Origin of the sequence: Mycobacterium haemophilum DSM 44634 (genome assembly GCF_000340435.2) — a bacterium.
In the GTDB taxonomy this organism is placed as follows: Bacteria; Actinomycetota; Actinomycetes; order Mycobacteriales; family Mycobacteriaceae; genus Mycobacterium; species Mycobacterium haemophilum.
Window position 1 is genome coordinate 2032849 of record NZ_CP011883.2, and the last position, 12963, is coordinate 2045811.

At 64.3% G+C, this 12963-nt stretch carries 11 protein-coding genes and 1 tRNA gene; 4 read left to right on the plus strand and 8 right to left on the minus strand.

The annotated features are described in order from the left end of the window. Window positions 1-10 precede the first annotated feature (10 nt). The 3 genes from B586_RS09670 to B586_RS09680 form a co-directional block, all read right to left on the minus strand. Window positions 11-1477 carry a cytochrome ubiquinol oxidase subunit I gene (locus tag B586_RS09670; protein WP_054880069.1) on the minus strand — a complete coding sequence of 489 codons (1467 nt, stop codon included), beginning with the start codon at window positions 1475-1477 and terminating at the stop codon, window positions 11-13. Between the two features lie 101 nt (window positions 1478-1578). Continuing rightward, window positions 1579-2910, minus strand: coding sequence for an adenylate/guanylate cyclase domain-containing protein (locus B586_RS09675; RefSeq protein WP_054880068.1), 1332 nt, complete (start codon window positions 2908-2910; stop codon window positions 1579-1581). Between the two features lie 66 nt (window positions 2911-2976). Beyond that, a tRNA-Leu gene (locus B586_RS09680) sits at window positions 2977-3053 on the minus strand. 92 nt (window positions 3054-3145) lie between these two features. Here B586_RS09680 and B586_RS09685 point away from each other — a divergent pair. Beyond that, window positions 3146-3787: an ANTAR domain-containing response regulator gene (locus B586_RS09685; RefSeq protein ID WP_047313940.1), complete on the plus strand. Its 642-nt coding sequence runs from the start codon at window positions 3146-3148 to the stop codon at window positions 3785-3787. 44 nt (window positions 3788-3831) lie between these two features. Here B586_RS09685 and B586_RS09690 read toward each other — a convergent pair whose 3' ends face one another. Together B586_RS09690 and B586_RS09695 are read right to left on the minus strand one after the other, a co-directional pair. Next, the gene (locus B586_RS09690) at window positions 3832-5034 is read right to left on the minus strand and encodes a lipid-transfer protein (RefSeq protein WP_054880067.1); all 1203 of its coding nucleotides are present in this window, start codon (window positions 5032-5034) and stop codon (window positions 3832-3834) included. Continuing rightward, window positions 5031-5561: a Zn-ribbon domain-containing OB-fold protein gene (locus B586_RS09695; protein WP_054880988.1), complete on the minus strand. Its 531-nt coding sequence runs from the start codon at window positions 5559-5561 to the stop codon at window positions 5031-5033. The genes B586_RS09690 and B586_RS09695 overlap by 4 nt, the downstream gene beginning before the upstream one ends. Before the next feature lie 159 nt (window positions 5562-5720). On the opposite strand from B586_RS09695, the gene polA reads away from it, so the two are divergent. Further along, complete coding sequence (gene polA, locus B586_RS09700) at window positions 5721-8411, plus strand: DNA polymerase I (RefSeq protein WP_156406884.1); 2691 nt, start codon at window positions 5721-5723, stop codon at window positions 8409-8411. A 28-nt stretch (window positions 8412-8439) separates the two neighbouring features. On the opposite strand, the gene B586_RS09705 is transcribed toward polA, so the two are convergent. Next, entirely contained in the window at window positions 8440-9072 is a 633-nt protein-coding gene (locus B586_RS09705) for a LysE family translocator (RefSeq protein WP_054880065.1), read from the minus strand. A 184-nt stretch (window positions 9073-9256) separates the two neighbouring features. Between B586_RS09705 and rpsA the strand changes: the two genes are divergently transcribed. Both rpsA and coaE read left to right on the plus strand, forming a co-directional pair. Then, window positions 9257-10711: a 30S ribosomal protein S1 gene (gene rpsA, locus B586_RS09710; protein WP_054880064.1), complete on the plus strand. Its 1455-nt coding sequence runs from the start codon at window positions 9257-9259 to the stop codon at window positions 10709-10711. 26 nt (window positions 10712-10737) lie between these two features. After that, on the plus strand, window positions 10738-11961 hold the full coding sequence (gene coaE, locus B586_RS09715; protein ID WP_054880063.1) for a dephospho-CoA kinase: 1224 nt from the start codon (window positions 10738-10740) through the stop codon (window positions 11959-11961). Window positions 11962-11968: 7 nt separating this feature from the next. Here coaE and B586_RS09720 read toward each other — a convergent pair whose 3' ends face one another. Both B586_RS09720 and B586_RS09725 read right to left on the minus strand, forming a co-directional pair. Further along, a complete protein-coding gene (locus B586_RS09720) occupies window positions 11969-12385 on the minus strand; it encodes a hypothetical protein (RefSeq protein WP_054880062.1) in 417 nt (138 codons plus the stop codon). A 93-nt stretch (window positions 12386-12478) separates the two neighbouring features. Continuing rightward, window positions 12479-12919: a ribonuclease FAU-1 family protein gene (locus B586_RS09725; protein WP_047313947.1), complete on the minus strand. Its 441-nt coding sequence runs from the start codon at window positions 12917-12919 to the stop codon at window positions 12479-12481. Window positions 12920-12963 lie beyond the last annotated feature (44 nt).

Here is a 12963-nt window from a genome sequence, read left to right on the forward strand (position 1 = left end):
TGGTTAGGTGTCAGTACGCGAAAGACAGCGGCGCCACTTCGTCACCGCCGGGCGCGGCGGGCGCGGCCGGTTCGGCGTCGTGCTCCTGCGGTCCCGCGACGACGTAGCGTGTGAGCAGCCAGCACCAGATGACCGCGAGCACCGCGTAGACCAGGGTGAACGTCACCAGCGAGGTGATGACCAGGCCGGAAGCATGGTGCGAGACACCCTCGTGGACAGTGAGCCGGACCAGCGGGTCGCCGGTTGGGTTAGGGGCGACGATCCAGGGCTGGCGGCCCATTTCGGTGAACACCCAGCCAGCGCTGTTGGCCAGGAACGGCGTGGGAATGGTCAGCAGCGCCAGCCGGGCGAACCACCGCCGACGGGGAATCCGGCCGCCGCGGGTGAGCCACAGCACCGTCAGCGCGAACAGCACCGGAATCGCGAGCAGCCCGATCATCCCGCGAAAGGACCAGTAAGTGACGAATAAGTTGGGCCGGTAGTCATTTGGCCCGAATCGTTGTTGGTACTCCTGCTGGATGTCGCGCACGCCGTGCAGCGTCACATTGCTGAATTGGCTATTGGCGAGGAACGGCAGAACGTAGGGGACCTCGATCACCCGGGTAATGCTTTCGCAGTTGTTGTGGGTGCCAACCGTGAGGATTGAGAAGTCCGGATCGGTTTCGGTGTCGCAGAGCGACTCGGCTGACGCCATTTTCATCGGTTGCTGTTGGAACATCAATTTGCCTTGGTGGTCACCGCTGAAGAACAGGCCGACGGTGGCAGCCAGCGCAATCCCGCACCCCAGGATGGTCGCCGGGCGATACAGGGTGCGGGCAGTTGAATTGGGGTCGGCCTCGGCGTCCTTCCCAGACCGAACCAGCCACCAGGCGCTGACCGCTGCGACAAACGTCGACGCGGTGAGCAATGAGCCGGCGACCGCGTGCGAAAACGCTGCTTGCGCAGTGTTATTGCTGAGCAACGCGGATATGCTGGTCAACTCGGCCCGCCGAGTCGTCGGGTTGTAGTGTGCGCCGACCGGGTGCTGCATGAACGAGTTCGCCACAATGATGAAGAACGCGGACACGTTGACCGAGATCGCGACGATCCAGATGCACGCCAGGTGAACCAGCCGAGGCAGCCTGCTCCACCCGAAGATCCACAGCCCGAGGAAGGTGGACTCGAAGAAAAAGGCGGCCAGGCCCTCCATCGCCAGCGGGGCGCCGAAGACGTCGCCGACGAACCGCGAGTACTCGCTCCAATTCATGCCGAACTGAAATTCCTGGACGATCCCGGTCGCCACGCCGATGGCGAAGTTGATCAGGAACAGCTTGCCGAAGAATTTGGTCAGTCGATACCACGCGGTGTTACCGGTTGCTACCCACACCGTCTGCATGACGGCGACCAGGGGAGCCAGGCCGATGGTGAGGGGAACGAAGATGAAGTGGTAGACGGTGGTGATACCGAACTGCCAGCGCGAAATATCGACGACATTCATCGGTCATCTCCCGAGCCTACGGGGCTGATTGGTTTGCTACGACGCAGTGTAGTAGGTAGCGCGTGCCGGCGCTACTGGCAATTTCGCGCGGACGGGACGGCTCAGACGTGGGCTGTGCGCGATTCCTCGGCAGGCAGGCCGCTGGAATCGCTGATGGCTTTGCGGCCGACGAGATACCACGTGCGCATGGTGCCTTTCCCTTTGACCTCGATGCGACCGCGCTCCTGCAGCACAAACTCGTCCTTGAGGCGTTGGTAAACCGTTTCGGGCACTTGGATGCGTCCCACCGAGTCGGTGGATTCCATCCTGGACGCGACATTGACCGCGTCGCCCCACACGTCGTAGAAGAACCGCCGAGAACCCACGACGCCGGCGACGACCGGGCCGGCGGCCAGCCCAACCCGCAGCGGCACCGCGAGGCCGTGCGGATCTTCAAGTCCGGCCGCAGCATCGGCCATTTCGAGGGCAAAGTCCGCAAGCACCTGCACATGGTCGGGACGCGGCCGTGGGACCCCGCTGACCACCATGTAGGAGTCACCGCTGACTTTGATCTTCTCCAGGCAGTGCTTGTCTACCAGCGCGTCGAAGGCGCTGTACAGCTGGTCTAGGAACCGCACCAGATCGGCTGGTGCGGTGCTGCTGGCGCGCTCGGTGAAGCCGACGATGTCGGCGAACAGGACCGAGGCATCGTCGTATTTGTCGGCGATGACGGTTCGGTCGGGCTCTTTGAGCCGCTCGGCGATGCTGGCCGGCAACATGTTGGCTAACAAGGCTTCGGAGCGGTCGTACTGGGCTTCCATCACCGCCTCGGCGCGCGCGGTCTCGCGCAGGGCGAACCACACCGTCACGACCGCCATCACGCACGCCGAGACTGTGGTGAGGACAAAACCTGTCGACTGGGCCCAGGCTGGCTGTAGCCCGGTGTCACGCGGAACGAGGAACTCCAGTGCGATGACCAGCCCGGCGGCAAGTGCCGCTAGTGCCGACGCCAACACGATGCGCTCAATGCCCAGCAGCAGCACCACCAGGCAGGCGCCGACGAGGAAGAAGAACTGAGAGCCCGAACCGGTGCCCACACCCCAGCAGCTGGCGAAGACCGAAACATAGGCTGCGCCGATAAAGGTCAGCGGCGCGACCAAATCTCCGAAGCGGTGCAGCAGCGGGACAATCGCGAAGATTATCGCGGCGCCGACGTTGATCGAGCTGATCTGCCAGGACCATGCGTCGGCCAAAATCTGCACAATCACGAAGCTTGCGCTCACCACCACGGCCAGCCAGGCGGTGATGGTGAGCACGCGCTGCCGCCGTGCGGTGGTTTCGGCGTAGTGCTGATTGCGGTCGCGGGATTGCGTCCGCATGGCCGCGACACAGTCTGGGCGGCGCACCGAGCCGTCTGGTCCTGCCGATGGGGCACCGCACTTCTCAGCGGCCACGCCCAAAGCCTAACCGCTGAGCTCGATGTTTACCGAGCGTAGGCGGTGACTTGCCGGCGACTCCGATGGTGCCCTCGGTGGGATTCGAACCCACACTGGACGGGTTTTGAGTCCGTTTCCTCTGCCAGTTGGGATACGAGGGCTTTACCCGGCTTAACTACCTTAGAGGAGCCTCCAACGGGTTCTCACTGCCCCCGAGGTCGCTGGCCGCTGGCGGCCACGTCAGAATGTCGTCATGACCGGACCCACGACCGACGCCGACGCCGCCACGCCGCACCGGGTTCTGATTGCTGAAGACGAAGCACTCATCCGACTCGACCTGGCCGAGATGCTGCGAGATGAGGGTTACGACATCGTTGGCGAGGCCGCTGATGGCCAGGAAGCGGTCGAGCTGGCGGAGCGCCATAAACCCGACCTGGTGATCATGGATGTGAAGATGCCGCGCCGTGATGGGATCGACGCAGCATCGGAGATCGCCAGCAAACGTATCGCGCCGATCGTGGTGCTGACCGCGTTCAGCCAGCGCGACTTGGTGGAACGCGCACGCGATGCGGGGGCGATGGCCTACTTGGTGAAGCCTTTCACCATCAGCGATTTGATCCCGGCCATCGAATTGGCGGTGAGCCGGTTTAGCGAGCTCACCGCGCTGGAACGCGAAGTGGGGACGCTGGCTGACCGGCTGGAGACCCGCAAGCTTGTCGAGCGCGCTAAAGGCCTGCTGCAGGTCAAACAAGGCATGACCGAGCCTGAGGCGTTCAAATGGATTCAGCGTGCCGCCATGGATCGGCGGACCACGATGAAACGGGTAGCTGAAGTCGTCTTGGAAACCCTCGACACTCCGAAAGACACCACCAAAGACACCACCAAAGAAACCTAGGCCAGTCGGCGGCCTTCTCGCGCGACAAATGCGCGAGAAGGCCCCTAGCGCGCCACGATTACCGACGAGCCATGTCCGAATAGGCCCTGATTGGCGGTGATGCCGACCTTGGCGTGCTCGACCTGACGGCCAGTTGCTTGGCCACGGAGCTGCCAGGTTAGCTCGCAGACCTGGGCGATCGCCTGGGCGGGGATGGCTTCCCCGAAGCACGCCAGCCCCCCCGACGGGTTGACCGGGATCTTCCCGCCCAGAGTGGTCGCGCCGCTGCGCAGCAGCGCCTCGGCTTCACCCTTGGCGCACAGCCCCAAGTGTTCATACCAGTCGAGTTCCAACGCGGTGGACAGGTCGTAAACCTCGGCCAGGCTCAGGTCGTTGGGCCCGATGCCGGCCTCGGCGTAGGCCGCGTCGAGAATCTGATCCTTGAACACTCGGTCCGGTGCTGGCATAACCGCGGTGGAATCCGTTGCGATGTCCGGTAATTCGGGCAAGTGCTGCGGGTAGCGCGGGGTGACGGTGCTGATCGCGCGCACCGAAGGCACCCCGTTCAACGAGCCGAGGTGTTGGCGGGCGAATTTCGCGCTGGCCACGACCAGTGCCGCCGCGCCGTCGGAGGTCGCGCAGATATCCAGCAGCCGCAACGGATCGGCCACCACCGGGCTGGCCAGTACGTCGTCGACCGACGTCTCTTTGCGGAACCGGGCATTGGGATTCTGCAGACCATGCCGGGAATTCTTGACCTTCACCTGGGCGAAGTCTTCGAATGTGGCTCCGTACAGATCCATCCGCCGCCGCGCGAGCAACGCGAAATACACCGGGTTGGTAGCCCCAATGAGATGGAACCGCTGCCAGTCCGGATCGGTGCGGCGCTCGCCTCCCACCGGTGCAAAAAAGCCCTTCGGCGTGGTGTCGGCGCCGATGACCAACGCGACATCGCAGAAACCGGCCAGGATCTGCGCCCGCGCACTTTGCAGCGCCTGCGAACCGCTGGCGCACGCGGCATAGCTCGAGCTGACCGGCACGCCGTTCCAGCCGAGTTTCTGCGCGAACGTGGCGCCGGCAACGAAACCCGGATACCCGTTGCGGATGGTGTCTGCACCGGCCACCAGCTGGATCTGCCGCCAGTCCAAACCGGCTTCGGCGAGCGCGCCGCGGGCCGCGATCACCCCGTACTCGGTGAAGTCGTTGCCCCATTTGCCCCACGGGTGCATGCCGGCGCCGAGGATGTACACCGGTTCAGGCGTGCTCATCTGCGCCGCTCCTCCTCATCGCTTCGTCTCCCGCAAGCGGGAGGTGCCCCCACTGCATCGTCGCTGGCGCGCCTCCACCCGTACACGATGCGTTCGACACCGTCGTCGTCGACGAACAGCGGCATGGTGGTCAGCTCCATCTCGATGCCGACCTTCAGGTCGGCGGCCAGTGTGCCGTCGACCACCTTGCCCAACACGATTAGCCCTTCGCGGGCCAACTCGACCGCGGCGACGGCGAACGGTTCGAAAGGATCCGGGGAAGGGTAGGGCGGGGGTGGCGCGTACCGGTTCTCGGTGTAGCTCCACAGCGTTCCCCGCGTCGACAACGCAACGGATTCAAGTGTGTCGCTGGCGCAAGCTGGATTGGGGCAGTTGTTCTGCCCCCCTGATGGGACAGGCGGGAAGACATAGGTGCCGCATTGGGGGCACTTGCTGCCGATCAAATGGGGGCTGCCGGTTTCGTTGGCGGCATCGCCGGTGGCGAACCAACCCTCGATCGCCGGTGCTTGGTGGGTGACCTCTGGCATCGGGCCAGCGTACCGAGCCGAACCACAGAACTGAAACGTGTTGCAGTTCTGTGGCGAAGCCGGGCGCGGCGGGTCGTTGCTCATATACCTAGAGTGTGAGCCGTGAGTGCCGCGACCACCGCTAGTAAAGCCTGCGAAGACCAAGCCAAGCCGACGCTGATGCTGCTGGATGGCAATTCGCTGGCATTCCGAGCGTTCTACGCACTGCCAGCGGAGAACTTCAAGACCCGCGGTGGCCTCACCACCAACGCGGTGTACGGCTTCACCGCCATGCTGATCAACCTGCTGCGTGACGAGGCTCCGACGCACATCGCCGCGGCGTTTGACGTGTCGCGGCAGACGTTTCGCTCCGAGCGCTATCCGGAGTACAAGGCCAACCGGTCATCGACCCCCGATGAGTTCCACGGCCAGATCGACATCACCAAGGAAGTCCTGGGCGCGCTGGGCATCACGGTGCTCGCGGAGGCGGGATTCGAGGCTGACGACCTCATCGCGACGTTGGCTACTCAAGCCGAAAGCGAGGGGTACCGCGTGTTGGTGGTCACCGGTGACCGCGACGCGCTGCAATTGGTCAGCGACGACGTGACGGTGCTGTATCCACGTAAGGGCGTCAGCGAACTCACCCGCTTCACCCCGGAGGCCGTCGTCGAGAAGTACGGGCTGACGCCGGCGCAATACCCCGACTTCGCGGCGTTACGTGGCGATCCTAGCGACAATCTGCCCGGCATTCCCGGCGTGGGGGAGAAGACCGCCGCCAAGTGGATCGTCGAGTACGGCTCGCTACAGGGGCTGGTCGACAACGTCGAGTCGGTGCGCGGCAAGGTGGGTGACGCGTTGCGGGCACATCTGGCCAGCGTGGTGCGCAACCGGGAGCTCACCGACCTGGTCAAAGATGTGCCGCTGGTGCAAACCCCGGACACGCTGCGGCTGCAGCCGTGGGATCGCGACCACATTCACCGGCTCTTCGACGACCTGGAGTTCCGGGTATTGCGCGACCGGCTGTTCGACACGCTGGCGGCCGCTGGGGGGCGGGTGCCCGAGGTCGACGAGGGGTTCGACGTCCGCGGCGGCGTGCTGGAATCCGGCACGGTCCGGCGGTGGCTGGCTGAGCACGCCAGTGACGGACGCAGGTCTGGGCTGGCAGTCGTGGGTACGCATCTGCCGCACGGCGGGGACGCCACCGCGGTGGCCATCGCCGCCGCCGACGGCGACGGCGGCTACCTCGACACCGCGACGTTGACTCCCGACGATGAAGCTGCAGTCGCCGCTTGGTTAGCCGATCCCGGCAAACCCAAAGCGCTGCATGAGGCGAAGCTGGCCATGCACGATCTCGCGGGCCGTGGTTGGACGCTGGGCGGCATCACGTCTGATACCGCGCTGGCGGCCTATCTGGTGCGGCCGGGGCAACGCAGCTTCACTCTGGACGACCTCTCGTTGCGCTACCTGCGTCGCGAGCTACGCGCGGAAACCACTGAACAGCAACAGCTTTCGCTTCTCGATGACTTGGACGAGTCGGGCGGGGTGGACGAGCAAGCCGCGCAGACCCTGATACTGCGGGCCCGGGCCGTGGCAGACCTCGCCGCTGCGTTGGACGCCGAGCTGGATCGTATTGACTCCACCGCGCTGCTAAGTGAGATGGAGCTGCCGGTCCAACAGGTGCTGGCCGACATGGAGAAGGTGGGTATCGCGGTCGATTTGCGGTTGCTCACCGAGTTGCAGAGCCAATTCGGCGATCAGATCCGAGACGCTGCTGAGGCCGCCTACGCCGTCATCGGCAAGCAGATCAATCTGGGCTCACCCAAGCAGCTGCAGGTCGTGTTGTTCGACGAACTGGGGATGCCGAAAACCAAACGGACCAAGACCGGTTACACCACCGACGCCGATGCTTTGCAGTCCCTGTTCGACAAAACCGGGCACCCATTTCTGCAGCATCTGCTCACCCACCGCGACGTCACCCGGCTCAAAGTCACCGTCGACGGGTTGCTGAATGCGGTCGCCGCAGATGGCCGGATTCACACCACGTTCAACCAGACGATCGCGGCGACGGGCCGGCTGTCCTCGACAGAACCCAACTTGCAGAACATCCCAATCCGCACCGACGCCGGCCGGCAGATCCGGGACGCGTTCGTCGTCGGCTCGGGTAATGGCGGCTACACCGAGCTGATGACCGCCGACTACAGCCAAATCGAGATGCGGATCATGGCGCACCTATCCCGGGATGAGGGCCTCATCGAGGCCTTCAATACCGGGGAAGACCTGCATTCGTTTGTGGCATCGCGGGCATTCGGCGTGCCGATCGAGGCGGTCACCGCCGAATTGCGGCGCCGGGTCAAGGCGATGTCCTACGGGCTGGCCTACGGGCTAAGCGCGTACGGGTTGGCTGCTCAGCTGAAAATCTCCACCGAGGAGGCGAAGATCCAGATGGAGCAATACTTCGCCCGATTTGGCGGGGTGCGCGACTATCTGATGGATGTCGTCGAGCAGGCCCGCAAGGACGGCTACACCTCGACCGTGTTGGGCCGTCGGCGCTACCTGCCCGAGCTGGACAGCAGTAATCGCCAGGTACGAGAGGCGGCCGAGCGGGCGGCGCTCAACGCGCCGATCCAGGGCAGTGCGGCCGACATCATCAAGGTGGCGATGATCGCGGTTGACAAGGCGCTCAAAGACGCGGGGCTGGCGTCGCGAATGCTGCTACAGGTACACGACGAGTTGCTGTTCGAAGTCGCGCCCGGTGAACGCGAGCAGATCGAGGCTGTGGTGCGCGAGCAGATGGGCAGTGCCTACCCCCTGGACGTGCCGCTGGACGTAAGTGTTGGCTTTGGCCGCTCGTGGGACGCCGCCGCGCACTAGCGCGGCAATCTCTGACGCGCCGGCTCAATTAGTAGGCGTCGGCGGCTACGCCCAGGCCTAAGGCCAGCAGGACGGCGCCGAGGGTCCGTTCGATGCGCCGGCGCACATGCGCCCTGGCAAGGATTTCGCGGGCCCGGTCCGCGGCGAGCACAACACCCAAACACCACGCGGTGTCAATCACCAGCTGAATGGCCGCCAGCACGAAAAGCGTCGGCAGTGCCGCCCCGCTGGACGGCAGGAACTGCGGCAGCACCGCGATCCCGAAGGTGGCCGCTTTCGGGTTGGCGGCGATCGACACCAATGACGCACGGAATGCCGCCGCCGGCGTTCTGCCGCGGGGCGCGATCAGGACCTCGATATCGGCTGGGTGCTTCGCGTGACGCCACGCGCTGATGCCGAGCCAGACCAGGATTGCTGCCCCGATGACATGCAGCGCCACCGACAGCGTGTGGTTGGCCATCAGCAACACCGACAATCCGGCGCCGCCGGCCATGGTCCAGCCGAACAACCCGATTTCGTTGCCGACCACGGCTGCCAGACCCGCCGCTCGACCGTCCCGGACCGAGCGGTGCAGGAACAACGCGGTCGCGGGACCGGGAAGAACGGCGAGGATGACGCATGCCAGCAGGAACGCCGGCAGCACGTTGACCAAATGTTGCATGACCGGAGTATGTCGAACGAGTCAAGCCGTTTTGCTATCGCTATGTTTGGCAGCAGTGGTGGATGCGGGTTTGTCCAGCATGTACACAGTCGAGTAACCTCGACAGATACCTGCCCGTGCTGGATGGCGGGTAAGCAATGTCGATCGTCCCTACGACCCAACCTGTCCGGAGCAACTCAACAATATGCCGAGTCCCGCCGTCACCTCGCCGCAAGTAGCCGTCAACGACATAGGCTCCAGCGAGGACTTTCTCGCCGCAATAGACAAAACGATCAAGTACTTCAACGATGGCGACATCGTCGAAGGCACCATCGTCAAAGTGGACCGGGACGAGGTGCTCCTCGACATCGGCTACAAAACCGAAGGGGTCATCCCCGCCCGCGAACTCTCCATCAAGCACGACGTCGACCCCAATGAGGTCGTCTCCGTCGGCGACGAGGTCGAGGCTCTGGTGCTCACCAAGGAGGACAAAGAGGGCCGCCTGATCCTGTCCAAGAAGCGCGCGCAGTACGAGCGCGCGTGGGGCACCATCGAGGCACTCAAGGAGAAGGACGAGGCCGTCAAGGGCACCGTTATCGAGGTGGTCAAGGGTGGTCTGATCCTCGACATCGGGTTGCGCGGCTTCCTGCCCGCTTCGTTGGTGGAGATGCGGCGGGTCCGGGATCTGCAGCCCTACATCGGCAAGGAGATCGAAGCCAAGATCATCGAGCTGGACAAGAACCGCAACAACGTGGTGCTGTCCCGTCGCGCCTGGTTGGAGCAGACCCAGTCCGAGGTGCGCAGCGAGTTCCTCAACCAGCTGCAGAAGGGCGCCATCCGCAAGGGTGTGGTGTCGTCCATCGTCAACTTCGGCGCGTTCGTCGACTTGGGCGGTGTGGACGGTCTGGTGCACGTCTCCGAGCTGTCCTGGAAGCACATCGACCACCCGTCCGAGGTGGTCCAGGTGGGCGACGAGGTCACCGTCGAGGTGCTCGACGTCGACATGGACCGCGAACGGGTTTCGTTGTCGCTGAAGGCGACCCAGGAAGACCCGTGGCGGCACTTCGCCCGCACCCACGCCATCGGACAAATCGTGCCGGGCAAGGTCACCAAGCTCGTTCCGTTCGGTGCCTTCGTCCGTGTTGAGGAGGGTATCGAAGGTCTGGTGCACATCTCGGAGCTGGCAGAGCGGCACGTCGAGGTGCCCGACCAGGTGGTTGCCGTTGGCGACGACGCGATGGTCAAGGTCATCGACATCGACCTGGAGCGGCGCCGGATTTCGCTGTCGCTGAAGCAGGCCAACGAGGACTACACCGAGGAGTTCGACCCGGCGAAGTACGGCATGGCCGACAGCTACGACGAGCAGGGCAACTACATCTTCCCCGAGGGCTTCGACGCCGAAACCAACGAGTGGCTGGAAGGCTTCGACACCCAGCGCGCCGAATGGGAGGCCCGCTACGCCGAAGCCGAGCGTCGGCACAAGATGCACACCACCCAGATGGAGAAGTTCGCTGCCGCCGAGGAGGCCGGACACAGCAGCAGCAGCAGCAGCGAGCAGGTCCCGGCCGGCAGTGCGCCGTCGGAGAAGGCCGCGGGCGGGTCGCTGGCTAGCGATGCTCAACTGGCCGCTCTACGGGAAAAGCTCGCCGGCAGCGCATAATCCCCGGTCTGATCGCATTCGCGTAAATGCTGCGCATCGGGCTCACCGGCGGAATCGGCGCCGGGAAGTCGTTGCTGTCCAGCACGTTCTCACAGTGTGGTGGGATCGTCGTGGACGGTGATGTGCTGGCTCGCGAAGTGGTGCAGCCCGGCACCGAAGGATTGTCCTTGCTGGTCGATGCATTTGGTCAGGACATCCTGCTTGCCGACGGTGCGTTGGATCGGCCGGCTTTGGCTGCCAAGGCTTTTCGGGACGACGCGGCGCGCGGCAAGCTGAACGGGATCGTGCATCCACTAGTGGCCCGACGTCGTGCGGAGATCATCGCAGCGGTGGCTGAGGATGCTGTTGTGGTCGAAGACATTCCGCTGCTGGTGGAATCTGGGATGGCCCCGTTGTTCCCGCTAGTTGTCGTGGTGCATGCCGACGTCGAACTGCGCGTGCGAAGGCTGGTCGAGCAACGCGGCATGTCCGAAGCTGACGCGCGTGCCAGGATCGCTGCGCAGGCCAGCGACGAGGAACGTCGTGCCATTGCCGACGTCTGGCTGGACAATTCAGGTGCCCCAGAGGTTTTGGTCCAACGGGCTCGTGACGTGTGGTATCACCGGATATTGCCGTTCGCCCACAACCTGAGTCAGTGTCAGGCGGTGCAGGTACCGGCGAGACTGGTGCCGGCCGATCCGACCTGGCCGGAGCAGGCGGAGCGCATTGTTGCTCGGCTGAAGACCACGTGCGGCCACAGGGCGGTGCGAGTTGACCACATCGGTTCGACCGCGGTGGCGGAATTCCCGGACTTTCAAGCCAAAGACATCATCGACATTCAGATCACCGTCGAGTCACTCGCGGTGGCCGACGAACTCGCCGAGCCCTTGTTGTCTGCCGGGTACCCGCGCCTGCAGCACATCACCGGTGATGTCGCCAAGCCCGATGCCCGCAGCGCCGTAGATCGCTACGACCACAGTGGCAATCCAGGCTTATGGCACAAGAGGTTTCATGCCTCGGCTGACCCTGGCCGGCCGACAAACGTGCATATCCGGGTGGACGGCTGGCCCAATCAGCAATTCGGCTTGCTGTTCGTCGACTGGCTGAAAGCCAACCCCGGTGTGCGCGACGACTACTTGGACGTCAAGCGCACGGCGGACCGGCTGGCCGACGGAGACATGCGCCGCTACGCCGACGCTAAGGAACCATGGTTCCTCGACGCCTACCGGCGCGCGTGGGAGTGGGCCGACTCCACGGGTTGGCGGCTGTAGCGGCGATCTAAGTAGACAAGGGCGCGCCGCACCGCAGCACACCATTCATCGGATCGGTATTTCCGAGCACCGGTCTAACCAATTGGTCGACCTGGGTGAAAACGTGGTCGTCCACGTCGATCTCGCAGTGCACGTTCGCCGAGTAGGGCCAACGAAGCAAAATCTGCATGCCGGCTTGCTGCGGATCAGCCAGCACCGTGTCGGCCTCGAATACGTTGCCGGGCATCGGGCTCAGGCCAGCGGTATTCGTCTGACCACCGGCGGTCACGAAGGCGGCCTGGCTCCCGGTTGTCACCCCGTCGATCCTGGCAATGTAGGTGACGTTGTGGAGGTCAGCCCGCGCAGTCGCCGGGATTAACTGGGAGCCAGCGGTGATAACCGTGACGGCGGTGATCGGCATCCACCTACGCTTGCCGAAGCTCATAGTTGCTGAGATTACGCGCAGTGTCTATCGCGAGTCACAGGGCCACGGGGGGTATCGCGCGCTGTTACGTGATTCACCACTGCGATAGTCGGACTATTTCCCGCGCCAGGTGACTTCCATGCCGTCGGCGGCCAACCAGCGTGACAGGTCATAGTCGTTGCGAGCCAGGCCGTCGACCGCGGTTACGGCTCGCCGCACCGCCTGCTCGGCGATCTCTGGGGTCAGCAGACCGTGACGGACGGCATCCAGCAGCTCGTCGACATCGGCCAGTCCCGCCGCTGCGCCGGTACGGACCTCGATGTCGAGGTAATGGTCTTCGGAACGCCACACCGCCGGGCCGGGCGTGTACTCGCCCACATCGAGGTAGTAGTCGTGATCCCGTTCGTGGCCCGGGTTGAAGTGAAAAACGGTGGCGCGCAAGCCCAACGACGGCAGCAGCCACGACTCGAGGTAATGGAATTGAGCCCGGCCGGGAGTGGGTCGAGCAACATAGAGCCCCCACGGTTGGACCGTGTACTCGTCGACGGCCCGCACAATCCCTTTAGGATCGGTATTGGTCCGGGCGATCAGGTCGAACG